The sequence below is a fragment of the Novosphingobium sp. NFX11 genome (genome assembly GCF_057376415.1).
The window spans coordinates 2,395,157-2,415,172 of sequence record NZ_CP080384.1 but is presented as its reverse complement, the minus strand read 5'-3'; the positions used below and the strand labels follow the sequence as shown (position 1 = coordinate 2,415,172).

19 protein-coding genes and 3 pseudogenes are annotated in these 20,016 nt (G+C 66.7%); 12 read left to right on the top strand and 10 right to left on the bottom strand.

Annotation, left to right across the window (positions count from 1 at the left end):
* Positions 1–14 precede the first annotated feature (14 nt).
* The 3 genes from KZO24_RS12375 to KZO24_RS12365 are packed head-to-tail and all read left to right on the top strand — an operon-like array spanning position 15 to position 1,301.
* Positions 15–539 carry a hypothetical protein gene (locus tag KZO24_RS12375; RefSeq protein ID WP_271182070.1) on the top strand — a complete coding sequence of 175 codons (525 nt, stop codon included), beginning with the start codon at positions 15–17 and terminating at the stop codon, positions 537–539.
* Positions 540–591: 52 nt separating this feature from the next.
* Positions 592–1,017 carry an MAPEG family protein gene (locus tag KZO24_RS12370; RefSeq protein ID WP_271182069.1) on the top strand — a complete coding sequence of 142 codons (426 nt, stop codon included), beginning with the start codon at positions 592–594 and terminating at the stop codon, positions 1,015–1,017.
* On the top strand, positions 1,014–1,301 hold the full coding sequence (locus KZO24_RS12365) for a DUF1294 domain-containing protein (RefSeq protein WP_486486284.1): 288 nt from the start codon (positions 1,014–1,016) through the stop codon (positions 1,299–1,301). The genes KZO24_RS12370 and KZO24_RS12365 overlap by 4 nt, the downstream gene beginning before the upstream one ends.
* Positions 1,302–1,423: 122 nt before the next feature.
* Here the strand turns inward: KZO24_RS12365 and KZO24_RS12360 are convergent, their stop codons facing one another.
* Entirely contained in the window at positions 1,424–1,798 is a 375-nt protein-coding gene (locus KZO24_RS12360; RefSeq protein ID WP_271182067.1) for a DUF4870 family protein, read from the bottom strand.
* A 61-nt stretch (positions 1,799–1,859) separates the two neighbouring features.
* Complete coding sequence (locus tag KZO24_RS12355) at positions 1,860–2,198, bottom strand: hypothetical protein (RefSeq protein WP_271182066.1); 339 nt, start codon at positions 2,196–2,198, stop codon at positions 1,860–1,862.
* A gap of 131 nt (positions 2,199–2,329) precedes the next feature.
* Here KZO24_RS12355 and KZO24_RS12350 point away from each other — a divergent pair.
* The 5 genes and pseudogenes from KZO24_RS12350 (at position 2,330) to dut (ending at position 7,652) form a co-directional block, all read left to right on the top strand.
* Positions 2,330–3,101 (top strand): annotated as a pseudogene (locus KZO24_RS12350) (class I SAM-dependent methyltransferase).
* A gap of 7 nt (positions 3,102–3,108) precedes the next feature.
* Positions 3,109–4,674 carry a 2-polyprenylphenol 6-hydroxylase gene (ubiB, locus tag KZO24_RS12345; RefSeq protein ID WP_271182064.1) on the top strand — a complete coding sequence of 522 codons (1,566 nt, stop codon included), beginning with the start codon at positions 3,109–3,111 and terminating at the stop codon, positions 4,672–4,674.
* A 121-nt stretch (positions 4,675–4,795) separates the two neighbouring features.
* Entirely contained in the window at positions 4,796–5,803 is a 1,008-nt protein-coding gene (locus KZO24_RS12340; protein WP_486486283.1) for a hypothetical protein, read from the top strand.
* A 37-nt stretch (positions 5,804–5,840) separates the two neighbouring features.
* Positions 5,841–7,198, top strand: a pseudogene (locus KZO24_RS12335) (bifunctional phosphopantothenoylcysteine decarboxylase/phosphopantothenate synthase).
* Positions 7,182–7,652, top strand: coding sequence for a dUTP diphosphatase (gene dut, locus KZO24_RS12330; protein ID WP_008833123.1), 471 nt, complete (start codon positions 7,182–7,184; stop codon positions 7,650–7,652). Before KZO24_RS12335 ends, dut begins: the two are co-directional and overlap by 17 nt.
* 1 nt (position 7,653) lies before the next feature.
* Here dut and KZO24_RS12325 read toward each other — a convergent pair whose 3' ends face one another.
* The 3 genes from KZO24_RS12325 to KZO24_RS12315 all read right to left on the bottom strand — a co-directional run bounded on the left by KZO24_RS12325 (position 7,654) and on the right by KZO24_RS12315 (position 8,822).
* On the bottom strand, positions 7,654–7,818 hold the full coding sequence (locus tag KZO24_RS12325; protein WP_271182062.1) for a hypothetical protein: 165 nt from the start codon (positions 7,816–7,818) through the stop codon (positions 7,654–7,656).
* Between the two features lie 5 nt (positions 7,819–7,823).
* Positions 7,824–8,006, bottom strand: a complete 183-nt coding sequence (locus tag KZO24_RS12320) for a hypothetical protein (RefSeq protein ID WP_008833122.1) — start codon at positions 8,004–8,006, stop codon at positions 7,824–7,826.
* A gap of 129 nt (positions 8,007–8,135) precedes the next feature.
* On the bottom strand, positions 8,136–8,822 hold the full coding sequence (locus KZO24_RS12315) for a DUF4136 domain-containing protein (RefSeq protein WP_036526466.1): 687 nt from the start codon (positions 8,820–8,822) through the stop codon (positions 8,136–8,138).
* Between the two features lie 216 nt (positions 8,823–9,038).
* On the opposite strand from KZO24_RS12315, the gene KZO24_RS12310 reads away from it, so the two are divergent.
* The gene (locus KZO24_RS12310; RefSeq protein ID WP_271182061.1) at positions 9,039–9,695 is read left to right on the top strand and encodes an MOSC domain-containing protein; all 657 of its coding nucleotides are present in this window, start codon (positions 9,039–9,041) and stop codon (positions 9,693–9,695) included.
* A gap of 150 nt (positions 9,696–9,845) precedes the next feature.
* Here the strand turns inward: KZO24_RS12310 and trpS are convergent, their stop codons facing one another.
* From trpS to secB, 3 genes are all read right to left on the bottom strand, one after another.
* Positions 9,846–10,865, bottom strand: coding sequence for a tryptophan--tRNA ligase (gene trpS, locus KZO24_RS12305; protein ID WP_008833119.1), 1,020 nt, complete (start codon positions 10,863–10,865; stop codon positions 9,846–9,848).
* A 194-nt stretch (positions 10,866–11,059) separates the two neighbouring features.
* Positions 11,060–12,631 carry a murein biosynthesis integral membrane protein MurJ gene (gene murJ, locus KZO24_RS12300; RefSeq protein WP_271182060.1) on the bottom strand — a complete coding sequence of 524 codons (1,572 nt, stop codon included), beginning with the start codon at positions 12,629–12,631 and terminating at the stop codon, positions 11,060–11,062.
* Between the two features lie 179 nt (positions 12,632–12,810).
* Complete coding sequence (secB, locus tag KZO24_RS12295; RefSeq protein ID WP_008832774.1) at positions 12,811–13,326, bottom strand: protein-export chaperone SecB; 516 nt, start codon at positions 13,324–13,326, stop codon at positions 12,811–12,813.
* A 349-nt stretch (positions 13,327–13,675) separates the two neighbouring features.
* Between secB and KZO24_RS12290 the strand changes: the two genes are divergently transcribed.
* From KZO24_RS12290 to KZO24_RS12280, 3 genes and pseudogenes are all read left to right on the top strand, one after another.
* Complete coding sequence (locus KZO24_RS12290) at positions 13,676–14,365, top strand: Tim44/TimA family putative adaptor protein (RefSeq protein WP_486486282.1); 690 nt, start codon at positions 13,676–13,678, stop codon at positions 14,363–14,365.
* Positions 14,366–14,480: 115 nt separating this feature from the next.
* Positions 14,481–15,720 (top strand): annotated as a pseudogene (mltA, locus tag KZO24_RS12285) (murein transglycosylase A).
* Entirely contained in the window at positions 15,717–16,286 is a 570-nt protein-coding gene (locus KZO24_RS12280) for a Smr/MutS family protein (RefSeq protein WP_271182057.1), read from the top strand. The pseudogene mltA and the gene KZO24_RS12280 overlap by 4 nt, the downstream one beginning before the upstream one ends.
* A gap of 88 nt (positions 16,287–16,374) precedes the next feature.
* On the opposite strand, the gene KZO24_RS12275 is transcribed toward KZO24_RS12280, so the two are convergent.
* Positions 16,375–18,054 (bottom strand): alkaline phosphatase D family protein, encoded by a 1,680-nt coding sequence (locus KZO24_RS12275; protein WP_379525416.1) that lies wholly within the window; start codon positions 18,052–18,054, stop codon positions 16,375–16,377.
* A gap of 159 nt (positions 18,055–18,213) precedes the next feature.
* Complete coding sequence (locus KZO24_RS12270) at positions 18,214–19,713, bottom strand: TonB-dependent receptor domain-containing protein (RefSeq protein WP_486486281.1); 1,500 nt, start codon at positions 19,711–19,713, stop codon at positions 18,214–18,216.
* Between the last annotated feature and the right edge of the window lie 303 nt (positions 19,714–20,016).

Here is a 20,016-nt window from a genome sequence, read left to right as displayed (position 1 = left end):
CCGGAGAAACGGTCTTGCCCCGTACCATGCTGCTGCTGAGCGCGCTTGCGCTCGCTCCTGCAATCACCGCCTCGCCGGCGCTCGCCCAGACGCCGGCCCCCGTCTCCGCTGACAGCAAGGCGGGCAAGCGCGCCCTGCTTGACGAGAACGCGGTCACCGTGCGCAATGTGTCCCGCGAGGAACTCGTCCATGGCCTTCCGCTCGTCGATGACGACGGCTTCGCCATCGGCACCGTCGAACGCCTCGCCGGTAACGAAGTGATCGTCTCGGACGGGACGGCCGAGTACCGTGTGCCGTTCACCCAGGTCTATGCCTTCAGCAAGGACGGCGGCGACCATTACGCCATCCGCACCCCGAAATCCCGGCTCAAGCCCGAACCGATCGTCGCCGCCGCTCCGCCTCCGCCGCCGACCGACGCCGACGAGGCCTGGGAGAAGCTGGGGCCCGAGGGTGGTCCGCTCCCGGACGAACAGGACGAACCGGAGGCCGCTGCGCCTGCGGACGTGGCGCCGGATACGGCTGCAACGCCCGGCAACTGACCGGGCGATACCCGCTCGCTTACGCGGAACCATCAATGAAGGAGGCCGCCGCATGTCCCATAACCCGACCCTGATCTTCCTGCCGATGCTGGTGGTGGTCGCGCTGACGTTCGTGGCTTTCGTGCGCATGGCGGTCGCCCGCACCGGTATCATCAAGTCGATGGATCCCGACTACTACCGTGCGCACATCGGCCCGCCCGAGCCCGAAAGCGCCCGCGCGGCGGTGCGGCACTATGATAACCTGTTCGAACTGCCGACGCTGTTCTATGCCGCCTGCCTCACCGCTTTCGTGGTGGCGGTCGTGGGACGCTGGACACTGATCTTCGCCTGGGGCTACGTCGCCGCGCGGGTGGTGCAGAGCCTGATCCACATGACCTACAATAACCCGGCGCACCGGGGCGGGGCCTTCGTTCTGGGCATTCTGTTCACGCTCGCCTTGTGGATCAACCTTGCGGTGTCGATCTTCGCCCGCCTGTGACCGGCCTGAATTTGACGGACGTTCTGTGGGTGCTGGCGGCGGGGCTCAACCTCGTCGCCTTCGCTGCTTTCGGTATCGACAAGGCCCGCGCGCGGCGGGGAGAACGGCGTATCCCGGAAGCACGCCTGCTGTTTCTGGCGCTCGCGGGCGGGACGCCCGGCGCTTATGCCGGGCGCCGGGCCTTCCGGCACAAGACGCGCAAGCAACCCTTCGTCGCCCAGCTCCACACCATCGCCGCGGTGCAGGCGGCGGGTCTGGCGTACCTCGCGTATCGTGCCTTTTGAGAAGGCGCCGCCCGCAACCGCCTCATAAAATCGTCATTGCGAGCGTAGCGAAGCAATCCAGGGCGGAGTTCAACAGCCTTGGATTGCTTCGCTACGCTCGCAACGACGGATGGGTCTGAATTCTAGACCAGCCAGCTGCCCGGATTGGGCATCGGCACCTGCTTCTGCGCGTTGAGGATGCTCATCACGCAGCGCACGATCACCAGAACCGACACCGCGATCAGGATCGGGATGCCGATCAGCACGAGCGTCAGGATCGTGCCTACCGCCATGCCGAGGAAGAACAGCCAGAACGTGCGGATCGCATATTCGTAGTGCGACACCTCCCATGCGGCCTTCGCGTCCCCGCGCCAGGCATAGGCGAGCACGACGCCGACGATGCCCGTCACTCCGGTCACGTAGGATGCGAGATAGAGCAGGTTTATGATCGTCGGCTGGTTGAAGTCGAAACCCGACTTAGGCGCCGAACTCGCGGGTCTTGGGTCGAAGTCGGTCATTGGTTCTTCCTCCTGTTTTCCCCTGAAGGGAGGGTGCCTTCATTGGGCCGGGCTGGCAAGTTCACTGCGCCTTCTTCCGTTCGCGAGCCTTGATGCGGCGGATCTTGGCGAGGTCGCCTTCGAGGATCGTCAATGCGTCGCGCTCCGCCTCGGAGAGCCGGGCCGTGTCGAAATGGGCGATCAGCACTTCCAGGGCATCGCCGATCCGGCCCAGCTGACGGCCGTAACTGCCGACTTCATCGAGGATCGCGCGCTCGGTCTCGGGGTACTTGGTCTCGCCGATGTTGACGTTGACCAGCCCGACCTGCGAGCCCTCGAACGTCCAGGTCCAGGGATTGATCGCCTGCCACAGCTTCTCGGGCGCGAGGCTGAAGGTGGGCTGGAGGGACATTTCGGCCATCGCGTTTCTCCGGGAATGGGGACGCGGACAAGAATGCCGCAGGCGGCGGCGCCTGTGCATGACGAATCCCGTCACATCCTTGCGGTAAAAGCGGTGGCGCAGGCGCGCCCGGCCGTTTAGAGGACTGCGCCATGAGCAGCGAAATCAGTGGCCAGGCCGGCCCCGAAACCGGCAGCGAAACCGTTTCCTTCGGCTATGAAGACGTCGCGGCCGAGGACAAGGAAAGCCGCGTCGGCGCCGTCTTCTCCTCCGTCGCGCGCAAGTACGACGTGATGAACGATGCCATGTCGGTGGGCATGCACCGCTTGTGGAAGGACAAGTTCGTGCGCCGCGTGCGTCCGCGGCCCGATGAGCAGATCCTCGACATGGCGGGCGGTACGGGCGACATCGCCTTTCGCATGGAAGCCGAGGGCGCGGTGGTCACCGTCTCGGATATAAACCAGGACATGCTCGACGTCGGTATCGAGCGCGCGATGGAGCGCGGCATCGACACGCTGGTGTGGTCGCGCCAGAACGCCGAGGAACTGAGCTTCCCGGCCCATTTCTTCGACGCCTACACGATCGCCTTCGGCATCCGGAACGTCACCCACATCGACAAGGCGCTGGCCGAGGCGCACCGCGTGCTCAAGTTCGGCGGCCGCTTCTTCTGCCTCGAATTCTCGACCACCGAATGGCCGGGCTTCAAGGAAGTCTACGACGCCTATTCGCACAAGCTGGTCCCGAAGATCGGCTCGATGATCGCCGGGGACGCGGATTCTGTACCGCTACCTGATCGAATCGATCCGCCGTTTCCCGCCGATGCCGGAATTCGAAGGGATGATCCGCAAGGCCGGGTTCAAGCATACCAAGGTCGAGCCGATTCTCGGCGGCCTCGTCGCGATCCATTCGGGCTGGAAGGTCTGACGATCCGGTGACTTCCACCCCCGTCCACATCGCGCGTCTCCTCAAGTGGGGCCGCGTCCTCGCGCGCCATGGGGCGCTGCGCGGGATCGAGAACGACCGCAATGCCCCGGCGCCGGTCAAGCGCCTGTGCCGGATCGCGCGCTTCGGCACGCGCCAGCCGGCCGAGCCCGACTATGCCGGCGCCTTCCAGGAGATCGGCCCCGCCGCGATCAAGCTGGGGCAGGCGCTCGCCACCCGGCCCGACCTCGTCGGCGAAGGTCCTGCGCACAACCTGCTGACCTTGCAGGACAGCTTGCCGCCCGTGCCCTTCGCGGCGATCCGCGCGCAGATCGAGAGCACCTTCGGCCGCCCGCTCGAGCGCATCTTCGCCTCGATCGAGGAAACTCCGGTAGGCGCCGCCTCGATCGCGCAGGTCCACCGCGCGGTTACGCCGGACGGGCGCGACGTCGCCGTCAAGGTGCTGCGTCCCGGCATCCGCGAGCAGTTCGCGCACGACGTCGAGACGTACGAATGGGCCGCAGCGCATCTCGAGGCGCTTGGCAACGAAGCGGCGCGGTTGCGTCCGCGTGCCGTGATCGCCAACCTCAAGCGCTGGACCCAGCGCGAATTCGATCTTCGCCGCGAAGCCGCCTCGGCCTCCGAACTCGCCGATGCGATGAAGGGGATCGAGGATTACCGCGTTCCCGATATCGACTGGGACCGCACCAACGGCTCGGTGCTGACGGTCGAATGGATCGACGGCATCAAGATGAGCAACCTCGCGGCGCTGCGCGAGGCCGGGCACGACATGCCCAAGCTCGCGCGCAGGCTGGTGCTGACTTTTCTTACGCAGGCGATTGCCTGCGGGTTTTTCCATGCCGACATGCACCAGGGCAACCTGTTCGTGCAGGGGGCGCCGGAACATACCACGATCGTCGCGATCGACTTCGGCATCATGGGCCGGATCAACCGTCAGGCGCGGCTGTGGCTGGCGGAAATCCTCTACGGCCTGACCACCGGCAATTACCGCCGCGTCGCCGAAATCCACTTCGAGGCGCAGTACGTCCCCAGCTATCACACGGTCGAGGAATTCGCGACCGCGCTGCGTGCCGTGGGCGAACCGATGCGCGGCAAGCCGGTGTCGGAGCTGTCGGTCGGACAGATGCTCGATGGGCTCTTCGCGATCACCCGCGATTTCGACATGGCGGTGCAGCCGCACCTGCTGCTGCTGCAGAAGACCATGGTGATGGTCGAGGGGCTGGCCACCGCCCTCGATCCCGAGATCAACATGTGGGACGTCGCGGCGCCTTTCGTGAAGGACTGGATCCGCGACGAACTCGGCCCCGAGGCGATGATCGTCGACCGGGTGCGCGAGGATATCGAGACGCTGATGCGCCTGCCCGCGCTGGTTCGCCGGATCGAGGACCGCTTCCCGCCCAAGGGCGGCGCGCCGGAACAGGCTCCGCTGCCCGAGGTGGAGCTGATCTGGGAGCGCCGTAAACGCGAAAGTAACCACTGGGGTGGCTATGCTCTAGCCGCAATCCTTGGGGGCGCGGCAGCGTGGGCACTGACGTACTGGACTCTTCTGAACTGACGGACAGGGGCCGCTTCGCGCGGCTCTCGCCCGGACTTGCCCGGCTGGCGCTTGCGCTGCTGGCGCTGGTGCTGATCGCCTCGATGATCGCGCCGACCAACAAGCCGGGCAATCGCTCGCCGTGGGAGGGTGCGGTCGAAGGGCCGGTGGACGCGGGGGCCAGGCCGTCATCACCCCGGACAAGCCCTATGACGAGGACCTCGCGCTGTACGAGGTCGCCATCGCCCGCATCCAGAAGGGCGAGAACTACTACGACTTCATCGTGCCCGAGCAGAGGGCGCGCAACTATCCGGTGAACCCCGGCATCGCGGTGCGCCTGCCGACGCTGGCCTATATCAACGCGATGCTCGGCGAGCGCGGCCAGATGGCCGCGGCGATGGCGCTCATGCTGGGAATCGTCGCGGTATGGTGGCGCCGTCTGGGCGTGGACACGGACGATGGCGGCCGTGTGCAGCGTCTGGGTGCCGCTATGGTATTCGTGGGTGCCTCTCTGCAGCTCAACCGGCACTATTTTCCGTTGCATGAACTCTGGGCCGGTGGCCTGATCGCGCTGTCCTTCGGCCTGCACCGGATCGGCCGGGACGGACAGGGTGGGCGCTGGATCGCGGCCTTCCTCTGCGCCGCGCTGGCGCTGGCGATTCGTGAACTGACGCTGCCTTACGTGCTGCTCATGGCCGCTTTCGCGCTGTGGAACCGCAACTGGCGCGAGAGCGCGGCGTGGGCCCTGCTGATCGCGGTGTTTTTCGCGGGCCTCGCCTGGCACCTCTCGATCATCGCGAGGGACGTGCTGCCGAGCGACCCGCACGGCCCGGCATGGCTGGTCATGCGTGGCATGGCGGGCTGGCTGGTCAATGTGGTGCAGTCGAGCAACTTGCGCTGGCTTCCGCACTTTCTCGCAGGTCCTGCGGTGGTGCTGATGACTTTCGGCTGGCTCGGCTGGCGCAGTCGCTCGGGGCTGGCGGGGTTCCTGCTTTGCGCGGGATACGGGCTTGCGTTCATGCTCGTCGGGCGGTGGGACAATTTCTACTGGGGGGCGATGATCGCGCCGGTCATGTTCGCCGGGCTGGTCTTTGCTCCGCGCGCGGTGATGCAACTGGTAGCGGCGGCCCAAGGGCCTGTGCCAAACTGATTGCGCCCATGCTCACGCTGTTGCAGAAGCCCCAGTCATGAACGGACCGCGCATTCTGCTGATCGTGGGCGGCGGCATCGCTGCCTACAAGGCCTGCGAACTCGTGCGCATCATCCGCCGCGAAGGCGGCTCGGTGACTTGCGTGCTGACCGAGGGGGCGCGAAGTTTGTCACCCCGATGACGCTTGCGGCGCTATCGGAAAACCCCGTCCACACGACGCTCTGGGACCTCAAGAACGAGGCCGAGATGGGCCATATCCAGCTCAGCCGCCAGGCCGACCTCGTGGTCGTCTGCCCGGCGACGGCGGACCTGCTCGCGCAGATGGCGGCGGGCCTGGCGGGGGATCTGGCCACCACACTGCTGCTGGCGACCGACAAGCCGGTGCTCGCGGTTCCCGCGATGAACGTGCGCATGTGGCTCCACGCCGCGACACAGCGCAACGTCCAGACCTTGCGCGATTCCGGCGTCGAGGTGATGGAGCCCGACGAGGGCGCGATGGCCTGCGGCGAATACGGCCCAGGCCGCCTGCCCGAACCGGCGGAAATCTGGGAGCACATCGCCCGCTGCCTCGGCCATGGCCCCGAAGGTATCGTCGGTGACGAGCCGGGCGGCCTTTCCGCCACGATGATCCCGCGCGGGCCGCGTGCCATACCCGCCAGCACTTCGCCGCTGGCGGTCAAGGGCAGTGCCCGGGCGGCGCCCGCCACTGATCCCGGCGCGCTCGAACTGATCCCGCTCTCCGACGAGCCGCTGCGGCTTTTCGGCAAGCACGTCCTCGTCACCGCCGGGCCTACGCACGAGCCGATCGACCCGGTGCGCTACATCGCCAACCGTTCCTCGGGCAAACAGGGCTTCGCCATCGCCGCCGCCGCCGCCGAGGCGGGCGCGCGGGTGACGCTGGTGGCAGGGCCGGTCCACCTGCCGACCCCGCCGGGTGTCGACCGCGTCGATGTCGAGAGCGCGCTGGAGATGGCCGAGGCCGTCGACGCCGCGCTTCCGGCTGACGTTGCGGTGATGGTCGCCGCCGTTGCCGACTGGCGGGTGGTGCGCTCGGCCGACCAGAAGCTCAAGAAGGACGGCGGCGCCATCGCGCCGCTCGAACTGACCGAAAACCCCGATATTCTCGCCGGCCTTGCCCATGGCCTGCGCCGCCCGCCGCTGGTCGTCGGCTTCGCGGCGGAGACGCAGGACGTCATCCGCTATGCCCAGGCCAAGCGTGTGCGCAAGGGGGCCGACTGGATCGTCGCCAACGACGTCTCCGGCGACGTCATGGGCGGCGATGCCAATACCGTCCACATCGTCATGGCCGACGAGGTGGTTTCCCTTCCCGAAATGCCCAAGGGGGACGTCGCGCGCGCCCTCGTCGAAAGGATTGCCGATGCACTCGCCGAATGAAGTCCCCGTCATGGTCAAGGTCCTGCCGCACGGGCAGGGGCTGGACCTGCCCGTCTACGCCACCGAAGGCGCGGCGGGCATGGACGTGGTCTCGGCCGAGGACGTGACGATCCCGTCCGGTGGGCGTCATGCGGTGGCCACCGGCCTCTCGGTGGCGATCCCGGTGGGTTACGAAATTCAGGTACGCCCGCGTTCGGGCCTTGCGCTCAAGCACGGCATTTCGGTGCCCAATTCGCCGGGGACGGTGGATTCGGACTACCGGGGCGAGGTCAAGGTCATCCTCATCAACCACGGCGCCGAAGGCTTCGACATTCGCCGCGGCGACCGCGTCGCGCAACTGGTTCTGGCGCCCGTGACGCGCGCCTCGTGGGTGGCCGTCGAGGAACTTGACGAGACGGCGCGGGGTGAGGGCGGTTTCGGCTCGACCGGCGGCGTGGTCGCGCTGGGGAGCTGATTCAGGCGGCGGAGCTGAACACTCCGCCCCACCACAGCAAGGCCCCGATCACCGCGACGAGCGACAGGATCAGCGAGGCGCATCCACCCCAGCCATAACGGTGGTGGATCGCTTCGGCGGTTGCTTCGATAAGACCTTCGAAGATCCATTCAACGAGCCAGGACAAAAGCGTCAGTCCTTGCCCTTGCCGTCCCGCTCACGCCGGGCCTTGCGCCACTTCAGGCCATACCAGCCCGCACCGCCGAGGCCGCCCAGCATCATCGCGCCCTTGGCCAGCGTCTCGAACGCAGCACTCAAGGCGCCGATGGTGACGCCCCAGAACAGCTGCGAGAGGATGGCCATGAAATTATGCATCAATAAATCCTATGGGGCGCCAGATAGCGCCTGACGCCCCATAGCAAAAGGACGGGCCCGCAATATTTCAGCGGACCCGTCCCTCGGTGTCTCCCACTCTTCGCAGGGGGAGCCTGTCTGATTTCGTGCTTATTTCTTCTCGGGCGCGACTGTAATGCGCACGGTCTCTCCGGAGTTCCCGGGGAAATTCGTGAACATTGCTTCCACCAGATTGGGCACGACATACTGCAGGCGATTGGAGGTCGAGACGGCTTCCGCCTTGCCTTCGAAGAGGCGCTGGCCGTCTGCGGCGCGGTCGATCTTCAGGTCGATGCCGCTGGTGTAGATGGTGTAGGACTGAATGCCGTTGTCGAAGAACGGGTCGTACCAGCCATAGCGCCACGGGCCGCCCCAGCCGAAGCCGCGACCGTAGAACCCGCGGCCGTAGAAGCCGCCGCCATAGGGACCCCAGCCGCCCCACGGGCCGAACGCGCCTGCGCCCACGCCAGTGCTGCGCACGCGCTCACGGCCATTGTCGACGCCGTAGTCGAAGCGCACGATCAGCGTGGCCTTGGCCGGGTCTTCCACCGGGGTGTAGCCCAGCTTGGCCATGCGATCGCCGACCATCGAGGCATACTGGCTGAATTCAAGCCCGCCGGCGAGCTTGGGATTGTCCGCGACGATCGCGAAGCTCTGGCCCTGCGGGGCGGGGAGCTGGGTCGCGAAACGCGAAACGTCGGCCTTGAACGGCGTCGCGCACGCGGCGAGCGCCATGAGCAGCACGGCGGCAGCGGCCATTTTCAGCCTGCCGAGCTGCGATCCGGAATGGTGTGTCATCATCTTTGCTCCACGAACCCGAAGAGATCCAGACGCCCCACTCCGGCGCGGCCTTCGATTCTTTTACGATACTGTCGTGAAATCAACGCCCTGAATAGAGGTTGAATGGACTTGGACGAGCGACGGACCGTTCCGCCGGTTCATCCCGCATCCACCGCCCTCGGGCCGGCTTCACGACTTGATCGCGTATCGTTCATGTAGGAATAAAGCCCGGTCATGACGAGTCCGTTCCCCATTCTTTCCGTACTTTGCGGCAAGGTCGCTCCGTTCCGCGCGGCCGACGAGCCGAGCGCCATCGCCAAGACGGCGGTGCAAGGTCGGGTGAAGGTCCACCGACTGGGCCTCGAAGGGGACAGCCAGGCCGATCTTTCGGTCCATGGCGGGCCGGACAAGGCCATCCACCACTACCCCCACGACCACTATGACTGGTGGCGCGAAGCGATCGGCGACCATCCGCTGCTGGCCGATTACGGCGCCTTCGGGGAGAATATCGCGACCGATGGGCTGACCGAGGAAGACATCTTCATCGGCGATCGCTGGCGGATGGGCAGCGCGCTCGTCGAGGTGAGCCAGGGGCGCCAGCCGTGCTGGAAGCTCGATCATCGTTTCGACGGGGCGAAGGTCAACGCCGGATGCGTGAAATCGCGCCGGGCGGGCTGGTACTACCGGGTGATCGAGGATGGCGAGGTCGGTGCGGGCGATGCGCTTGAACTGATCGACCGGCCGTTCCCCGACTGGAGCGTACGCCGCGTCTTCGGCTTGCTCATCGCCGGAGAGCACAAGGGCGACCCGGAAGGCTTGGAAGCGTTGGGCGTAGTCTCCGCGCTCGCCGAACCGTGGGTCCGGCGACGCGCGAAGCTGCTGGGGCTTTAACGCCTGTCTGCAAATCCGCCGCAGGCGGATTTGGCGGCACCGGCCCACTCCCCACCTGACCACCCAACGATAGTACCCTATGGGTGGTCGGGTGGGGAGTGGGCCCGGTGCTGCTACGAAAATGCCCACCGGGCATTTTCCAGACGAATTTTAACCCCGCACGAGGCCGAGGGCGTTGTAGGTCTTTTCCAGCGTCGGGATCGCCAGTTCGCGGGCCTTGGACGCACCCTTGCACAGGATCGCGTCGAGGCGCTCGCGGTCCTCGCGCAGTTCGAGGAAGCGGGCGTTGATCGGCGCCAGCTTCTCGACCAGCAGTTCGCCGAGCGCGGGCTTGAACTTGCCGAAGCCTTCGCCGCCGAACTCGGCCAGCACCGCCTCGACCGTGGTGCCCGCCATGACCGCGTAGATCGCAACGAGGTTCTTCGCCTCGGCGCGGCCTTCGAGGCCGCCCTTTTCCGAGGGCAGCGGCTCCGGGTCGGTCTTGGCCTTCTTCACCTTTTGCATGATGGCATCGGCGGTGTCGGTCATGTTGATGCGGCTCATGTCCGAGGGGTCGGACTTGCTCATCTTGGCGGTGCCGTCGCGCAGGGACATGATGCGCGCAGCCTCGGGCGGGATGAACGGTGCGGGCAGGGTGAACAGCGGCGCGTCTTCGGCGCAGAAGTCGTTGTTGAACTTCTGCGCGATGTCGCGGGCGAGTTCGAGGTGTTGCTTCTGGTCCTCGCCCACCGGCACGTGCGTGGCCTGGTAGAGCAGCACGTCGGCGGCCTGCAGCACCGGGTAGGTGAACAGCGCGACGCTGGCGCCTTCGCGGTTCTTGCCCGCCTTGTCCTTCCACTGCGTCATGCGGTTCAGCCAGCCCATGCGCGCGGTGCCGTTGAGCAGCCACTGCATCTCGGAGTGCTGGGGCACCTGCGCCTGGTTGAACAGGATCGAGCGGTCGGGATCGAGCCCGCAGGCCACCAGCGCCGCGACCATCTCGCGCGTGTTGGCGGCGAGGTCGGCGGGGGTGTGCGGCATCGAGATCGCGTGGAGGTCGGCCAGGAAGTAGAGGCACTGGCCACCCTCGGCGGTGACCTCGTCCTGCATCTTCACCCAGTTGCGGATCGCACCGAGGTAATTGCCGAGGTGCAGGTTGCCGGTGGGCTGGATACCGGAGACGATACGCATGGTCGCGTCCTTAAGTCAGTTGTCGATGGATGTGAGGGTTGCGCCCGTACAGGGCACGAATGCAGGTACGGTCAGCGGGTGACCGAACGCCATCGCCATGAACGCGGCGCAAAGGGGCGCAGCGTGGGTGGGAAAAGATCGCACGATCCTGCATGGCCGGGGCTCATAGCACGTTCGCGCATCGATGGAACCCTTCAGGCGGCGCGCTTGCGGCGGCGCAGGAGAGCGAGGTCGGCGCGGGTGAAGGCGCCGGTCGCCAAAGCGGCAATGCCGTAGACCGCGCAGCCCGCCGAAACGAGCACGGCCAGCGCCAGCCCGCGTACCAGCCAGGTGCCGTGCACATAAGGCATCATCAGGTCCTGCCCGAACCACAGCGCCGCGCCCATCGCCACGGCGGCGAGCGCCAGCCTCGGCCCGCGCCGCTTCAGCCGTGCATCGACGGTGAAATGTCCGCGCTTCACCAGCGTGCGGTACAGCATCGCCACGTTGAGGGTGGAAGCCAGCGCCGTCGCCAGCGGCGGCCCCATGTGCTGCAACGGCACGATCAGCACCAGATTGCCGACGAGGTTCGCGACCATCGAGATCGTCGCGTAGCGCACCGGCGTCCTCGTATCCTGCCGCGCATAGTAGCCGGGCGTCAGAACTTTCACGAGGATGTAGCTCGGCAGGCCGATCGAGAAGGCCGCGAGCGCCTCGGCCGTGCGGGCGACGTCGCCCGCGTCGAACTTGCCGTAGCCGAACAGGGCAGCGGCGATCGGCTCTCCGCAGACGATCAGCGCGACGGCGGCGGGCAGGGTGAGCAGCAGCGCCAGTTCGAGGCCGCGGTTCTGCGTCTCCATCGCCTCGGCTTCCTGCCCCGCGCCGAGCTGGCGCGAGATCGTCGGCAGCAGGACGGTGCCGAGCCCGATGCCGATGAGGCCGAGCGGCAGCTGGTTCAGCCGGTCCGCCATATAGATGTAGGTCACCGAGCCGTGCGCCAGCAGATAGGCGGCGAGCGCGGTGGAGATGACGAGGTTGATCTGCACCGCTCCGGCCCCGGCAGCCGCAGGCAGGATCAGGTTGAGCAACTGCTTCACGTCGACGTTCCACACCGGCATGCGCAGCCGCATCGACACCCCGTTGGCGCGGCAGGCGAGCACCAGCCAGAGCAGCTGGAGCGCGCCGGAAACGGAAACACCGATCGCCTGGTTGCGCGCGGTGATCAGCGGGTCGTCCGAATGGAAGCCGAGGAGCGCCACGATCAGCGTCAGGTTCAGCAGGATCGGCGCGGCGGCGTTGACCCAGAACTTGTTCAGCGAATTGAGGATGCCGCCCAGCAGCGAGACGAGGCTGATCAGCGCGAGATAGGGAATCGTCAGGCGGCTGAGCATGACCGCGAAGGCGAACTGGTCGTGGGTGACGTCGTTGAAGCCGCCCGAAAGCAGCAGCGTCACCGGCCAGGCCAGCACTTCGAGCAGCACGGTCATGACGATCAGGACGGGCAGCAGCACCGACAACGCCTCTTCGGCGAAAGTGATGCCAGCCGGGAGGCCGGGGCCGTCCTTGTCCGTGACCTTCTGGTTGAACATCGGGATGAAGGCCGAGGCGAAGGCCCCTTCCGCGAAGAGAGCCCGGAACATGTTGGGCAGGCGAAAGGCGATCAGGAAGGCGTCGGAAGCGAAGCCTGCGCCGACGAAGCGGGCGAACAGGCTGTCGCGGGCAAGCCCGAGCACCCGGCTGGCGAGCGTCAGTCCGCCGACGCTGGCGAGGGCTTTTGCGAGGTTCATGCAGTGAAGCTCATGGCGCAAGCCCCTGCTCGTCGTCCCGGACTTGATACGGGACCGGTGGCTGTCTTCAGGCGAGGCGCTTCCGATGAAGCGTCTTGCCGAGAGGTGGGCGGGGCCCGGCCAGCGATCCCGGATCAAGTCCGGGACGACGACTGACCCTAACCCCGCCCGCTATCGGTTCAGGCGTTGCCGACCGGCTCGCCCATGCCGGTCTCGGCCTGCTGCTGCTGCGCCTGCAACTGCTGCACGTAGAGGCCGTTGAAGTCGATCGGCTCGAGCATGAGCGGCGCGAAACCGGCGTCGCGCACGGCGTCCGACACGATGCGGCGAGCGTAAGGGAACAGGATGCGCGGCGCCTCGGCGAAGAGGAACGCGTGCGACTGGGCCTCTTCGAGGTTGCGCATGCCGATGAGCGCGCAGTAGCTCAGCTCGACCGCGAAGGCGACGCCCAGGCTGGTGCGCGACGAGCAGGTGATCTTCAGCTCGACTTCGTGGACTTCGCCTTCGATCGCGCGCGCGCCGATGTTGAACTGCACGTCGATCTGCGGCTGTTCCTGCCACGAGAACGCTTCGGGGGCGTTCGGATTCTCGACCGAGAGATCCTTGATGTACTGCGAAATGATGCCTGCGGCGGGGGCGGTGTCTTCGCCGTTGCCGAGGTCGAGGTCGGAAATGATGTTGCCTTCGTCGGCCATCTGATCTGTGTCCCGCAATGGAATCTGAAACGTTCAGCGGGGGCGGGTAAAACATTTTGCGGGCGCGGGGAACACCCGAGCGTCGGGAAAATTGTAGAGGTTGTGTCCCGAAGTTGCGCGCACATCGCTTCGAGGGGCTCGATCCGCCGGGAAAATGCCCCGAACGAGCCACTCACGCGTTGTTCATTTGTAATGCGTACCTATCTGGGGCTATGTTCGAGTGCTAAGCCGAAGGCACGTTCGAGTCTTCGGAACTGCGCCGGAGTGCGATGGGGCTTCAGGCCGGTCTTTGATCGGTTGCGGCCACGGTGCCACAGACGGGGCGCCTCAGAAGGATGGAATTAGGGACGTGACACCGGAAATAGTGATCCTGGCCATGATCGCAGCCTTCCTTGGCTTGAGGCTTTACTCCGTGCTCGGCCGCCGCGCCGAGCATGAAGAGGAGCCCATCCAGGGACGCTTCGAAGGTCGCCAGGGCCAGAAGCCGGGCGCTCCGCGCGTTTCCGCGCCGCCGCGTCCCGATCAGCGCAGCGATGACCGCGCCCGCGCCGAACAGCCCCGCCAGCGTGCGATCCCGCTCGCGCCGCCTTCGGTCGAGCGTGGCCTGGCGGAGATTTCGCAGGCTGATCGCCGTTTCGACGCCGCCGCCTTCCTCGACGGCGCGCGCAGTGCTTATCGCATGATCCTCGAAGCCTTCTGGAAGGGCGACAAGGCCGAACTTCGCCAGCTTTGCGACGATGACGTCTATGCCGGTTTCGCCGCCGCCATCGACGCCCGTATCGAGGCCGGCGAGACGCTCGACAACCGCTTGATCCGCATCGAGGAAACCGGCTTCACCGCTGCCGGCGTGGAAAACGGCTATGCTCGTATCACCCTGCGCTTCCGCGCCGACATTGCCGCCGTCACTCGCAACGCCGCGGGTCAGGTGGTCGCCGGTTCGCTCGACGACGCGATCGAGACAATCGACGTCTGGACGTTCGGTCGCGCCGTGAACTCGCCTAATCCCGACTGGGTCCTCGAAGAGACCGACGAAGGTTGATCCGGGGTTGATCCCCCTTCTTTGGACTGCTAGCCGACAAAGCCTGATCCGCCCCGTGCCACCCCGGCGCGGGGCGTCTGCTTTGCGGGGAGGGTTTGTTTTGGCGCTGGAGACTATGGCACCTGCGGTGGTGTCCGGGCGGTCGATCCGGGACGCCTGGCGCGCTCTTCTGATCAGTGGTCTGCTGGCCACGCTCGCGGCTTGCGGCGGTGTAATCCCGAAGACCGGCGGCCCGCGCCCCACGCTTCCGCCGACCGGGCCGACGACCCAGCCTTCATCTCTCCAGAACGCGCTGGCTGCCGGTGTGCGCCGTGGTCCTGCGCTGTCGGCGCTGCGGATGGGCGCGGCCGATGCGGCGGGCGCTCTCGCCTCGTTCCGTGAAAGCTGCCCGAAGCTCATCGTCCGCAAGGACGGCAGTGGCCTGACCCGGCCCGAGGACTGGCGGCAGGCTTGCACCGCCGCCGTGAACTGGGGCGCGGGATCGCCCGCGCTGTTCTTCTCCAGCTTTTTCGAGACCGCCCGCATCGGCGAAGGCTCCTCTTACGCCACCGGCTACTACGAACCGGAGATCGCCGGCGGGCGCACGCCGCAGCCCGGTTATACGGTGCCGGTCTACGCCTTCCCGCCCGATCTCGTGCGCGCGAAGCCGGGGATGCGCCGCCGCTCAGCAGCGGGCGCATGCCGCTTGGCCGCTATGCGCCGGACGGCACCTTCACCAGCTATTTCGACCGCGCACAGATCGATGCGGGGGCACTGGCGGGCAAAGGGCTGGAGATCGCCTGGGCCGCCGATCCCGTCGAGTTCTTCTTCCTGCAGGTGCAGGGCTCCGGCCGCCTCGTCGCGCCGGACGGCACGGTGACGCGCATCGGCTATGCGGGCCAGAACGGCTTGCCCTATACCGGCATCGGCGGGGTCATGCGCGATCAGGGGCTGGTCGGCTCCGGACCGGGTCAGTATTCCGGCTCCATGCAGGGCATCATGCAATATGTCCGCGAGCATCCGGTCGAGGGGCGCGCGCTGATGGAGCGCAATCGCTCGTGGGTGTTCTTCAAGGTGCTGAATGGTGATGGACCGCTCGGTGCGCTCAATGTGCCCGTGCGAGCGGGCAATTCTGTGGCCGTAGATCCCCGTTATGTGCCGTTGGGTGCCCCTGTGTACCTCGATATGGACCGCCGCGAGGCCAACGGGCTGTGGATCGCACAGGATACCGGCGGCGCGATCAAGGGCGCGAACCGCTTCGACACCTTCTGGGGGCAGGGGCAAAGGCCCGCGTGACCGCAGGCGGCATGAGTGGTCGCGGCAGTGCCCTGATCCTCCTGCCCAAGGGCGTCCTGACCCGCCTCGGCGCCCGATGAAGCGGCCGGGGCGCAGGCTTACGGAAGAGGAGAAGGCGGTCTGGGCGCAAGTCGCCCGCACCGTCAAGCCGCTCGTCGCGCCCCGAAAACGGGTTGAGCCTGAGGCGCCCGCGATGCCGGTCCCGATAGCCCCACCGCTGCCCGTGAAGAAGGTCAAGGGCCGCATTCCGCCGCCGCTCCCACCGAAAGTCGCCGCGCCCAAGCCGCGTGTCGAAGTGCCGGTCAATCTCGATGGCTCGTGGGAAAAGCGGATATCCAAGGGCACGCTGCTGCCGGACTTCAGCCTCGACCTGCACGGTTCGAACCTCGACCAGGCCTACATGCGTCTGATGCACGGGCTGGTGCAGGCCAAGGCAATGGGGGCGCGCGTGGTGCTGATCGTTACCGGCAAGGCGCGGCCGGTGGACGCTGCGGATCGAGGCAGCGCGCGGGGTGCGATCCGCGCCAAGATCGCCGACTGGCTCGCGGCCAGCGACCATGCGTCGGACATCGTCGCTATTCGCGGCGCGCACCGCCGTCATGGTGGGCAGGGTGCGATCTACGTAGTGCTGAAGAAGCGGCGATAGCTACAGCCTGTTCCGGCGGATGGGCAGGCAATGGCATGGACGAGGGACAGTCCCCGCCCATGCCGGTCCTTGACGTTCGCTGTTCAGCTCAGGCGAAGCGGACGCGCTTGCCATCGCGGCGGAAGTCGTCCTTGCGGATCACGTTCGTCGTATAGTCTCGCGAGAGGACGGTACTGACCGCCACGAAGCTCGCCGTGCCGGTCTCGCGGCCGAACTGCATGCGGACGTAGCCCTGGTGCATGTTGTCGGTCCACACGACCTCGGGCATGTGATCGGCATAGGCCTTGTCCAGCTTGCGCGACATGTCCTCGCCGAAGCCGCTGTCCATGAAGTCGCCGGGCGAGGAAATACCCGCGGTGCCGAACTCGATGCCGGCCGGGCGGCCTTGCGCATCGGCGAGGTCGTTGGTCCAGAAACTGTGGCTGTCGCCGGAGAGGAAGACGAGATCGCCCGCCCCTGCGCGGCGCGACAAGGCGTAGAACTGCTCTCGCGCCCAGGGGTAGCCGCCCCAGGCGTCGGTATAGTCGGGCAGGTTCCAGCGGCCGCGCCATGCCAGCGAAACATGCGGATCGGCGGCGAGTTTCGCCAGTTCGTCCTTCGACTTCGCGGCGGCGAGTTTGGGGAACGGGTCGGGCAGCACGCCGAGCTTGGCGAGATCGGGCACGTCGAGGCGGCCGATCACCATCGGGCAGCCGATCACGCGCCAGGGCTGGCCGTCCTTCACCGACCGCGCCAGTGCGGCTTCGAGGTCGGCCTCCAGTTCGGGTGCGATCAGCGGGCGGTTCGCGGCGCCAAGGACGTCGCGCCTGAACTTTTCGGCCGAGGCGTCATCGACGATGCCTTGGGCATAGTCGATATATTCGATCTGCTTCGCGCGGGCGGTGTGGCGCGTTTCCAGGGTGTGCAGCAGGGCGAGGTCGCCGAAGCGGTAGGCGCGCCAGAACTGCATGCGGGTGCGACCCTTGACGTCCGGCCACTCGGGCAGCCATTCCGGTTCGCGCACCGGCATCCACTCGTAGTAGGCGCGGATCGAGGCGGCGCGGCGCGTGGCCCAGTCGCCCTCGGTTTCGGGCTGGTGGTTCTGCGCGCCGCCGGTCCAGGGGTTGTTGGCGCTCTCGTGGTCGTCCCAGCAGGCGAGCAGGGTGTGCTGTGCGTGCATCGCCAGCGACCCGGCATCGGTCTTGTACTGCGCGTGGCGGGTGCGGTAGTCGGAAAGGGTGACGATCTCATGCGCGGGGGCGTGCTCGCGGCCGATGGTGCGGGCGATGTTTTCGCCCCAGCCGTCCTTGCCGCCGTATTCGTAGATGTAGTCGCCGGTGTGGAGTACGAAGTCCACGGCCGGGTCCTTCGCGATCGCGTCGTAGGCGTTGAAGAAGCCGAAGGCGTAGTTGGAGCACGAGGCGAGCGCGATGCCGAGCGTATTCACCCGGCCTTCGGACAGGGTGCGGGCGCGGCCGATCGGTGAAATCGCCTTGCCCATACGGAAACGGTAGAAGAACGTGCCGCCCGCCGGAAGGCCGGTGGCGAGCACCTTGACGGTGAAGTCGCGGTCCGCATCCGTACGCACGGAGCCCGACTTCAGGATCCTCGCGAAGGCGGGGCTGTCCGACAGTTCCCACTGGACGTCGGTGGCGGCGGGCGCGGTCACGCGGGTCCAGAGCACCACGCTCGAAGCGTCGGGATCACCCGCGGCGACGCCGTGGCGGAACACCGGGTTCGCGGCTGCGGCGGCGAGGGCGGAGATCGGGGCGGAGATGGAGAGGGCCATGATCGCGGCTCCCCGGCCATGCCGGCGAGGAGGGCGCGGCGGGATACCTGTTGGGTGCGAAGCGTGGTCATGGCGGGTAATCCTGTGCCTGGTGTTCTTGGAAAAAGAAAAGGACGGGCCGGCGTCCCCCGAACGCCGACCCGTCCTCTCGCGCCGCCGTCAGAAGTCGGCAGTGGCGCTGAAGACCATCGTGCGCGGCGCGCCGAGGAAGGCGTAGTTGCCCGAGATGCCGCCGATGTACTTCTCGTTGGTCAGGTTGGTGATGTTGAGCGCGAACTGCAGCGCCTTGAGGCTGTCGGTCAGCGCATCGCCCTTCACGGCCACTGACAGGTCGGTCATGAAGTAGTTCTTCGCGACCCATGCGTTGTCCGCATCGACGAAGCGGTTGCCGGTGTACTTGCCGGTGAGGCCCAGCGTGACGGGCCCGTAGTTGTACGTGCCCGAGAGCACCCACATGTCCTTCGGAATGCCCGCGACGCGGTTGCCCGCCGTCACGCCCTGCTCCTCGTCCAGTTCGGCATTGCCGGTGCCGCGATACTTGGCATCGATGTGGGTATACGAACCGTAGAGGCTGAGGCCGGTGACGGGGCGGACGCTGGCGAGCAGTTCGAAGCCCTCGGAATCGATGCCGCCCGCGTTGAAGAAGCTTCCGTCGCCTTCGCTCAGGTAGTCCGGCCCGGCCGAGGAATTGCTCGGCACGAAGATCACCTGGTTGGAGAACTTGCTCTTGAACCAGGTGGCCGAGGCGCGAAGGATGCCGCTCTCGTAGCGCGCACCGGCCTCCCAGTTCTCGGCCGTCTCGGGCTTGATGCTGGAGAATGCGTCCTCGCTGTATTCGAGCAGGGTGTCGGAGAGCGCCTTGAAGTTCTCCGAGTAGCCGCCGAACAGGTCGAGGCCGGTCATCGGTTCGACCTGGATGCCGCCCGAGAGCAGCACCTTCGACTTCGACTTGACGCTGACGTCGGCGCTTTCGCCGAACAGGTCGGTGCGGTCGAGGTGGTTGATGAACTGCTTGACGCCGAAGTTCGCGGTGACCGGGCCGAACTGGACCTGATCCTCGGCATACCACTTGAAGGTGGTCTGCGGGTACTTGCGGTCGTACTGGGTCCAGTAGGGCGTCGCGTCATAGGCCGGGCCGACGCTGGTGTCGGTCACGTGGTGCCAGTCGCGCCATTCGCGGCGATGGGTGTCCTCGTACCAGACGCCGCCGCGCAGGGTGTTCTCGATCTCGCCGAACTGCATGGTCCAGGCGCCGTCGAGAGTGCCGCCGAGACGGTCCTTGCGGTAGTGCGTGTGGCGGTACGACTGCTGCTGGATCGCGCCTGCTGCGGTCGGGGCGACGATCTGGCCGGCGGCGTTGATCGCGAAATAGGTCGGCGTGCCCGAGCCTGCGGGCAGCGTAGCCCACCATGCAGGCGTGCCCCGGACGGTGGTGGTGCCGTCGATCTCGGTCTGGACGCCTGAGGTGTCCTGGCCGACGTTGACGATGTAGGGGGCGCCCAATCGCCGCGTCCGGCCATGTCGTGGTAGTAAACCGAGGCCTTGAGATCGATGGCGTTGGCGATCTTCGTCTCGGCCTTCAGGTAGGCGAAGAAGTTCTTGCGCTTGGTGTTCCAGACCTGGCGGTACTGCTGGTCGGCCACCGGCACGCCGGTCCACACGCCGACGAGGCCGTCGGTGTAGGCGCCGCTGTCGTACTGCGCCTGCGAATAGACCTGGTCGTAGTTGCTTTCGAAGGCGTCGTCGTAGCTTGCATAGCCGGTGAACTTGACCGGGGTATCGACGATGAACTTCATCGCGAAGTTGTCGCGGTGGTTCTTGGCTGAACCTTCCATCCAGTCGGTCGCCTGCTGGTGGCCGTAGGAGAACCAGGCCTTGGCGACGCCGCCGATCAGGCCGGTGTCGAAGCGGCCGTAGTAGCGGCTGGCGTCATAGTCGCCGACCGAGCCGGACAGGCGCACG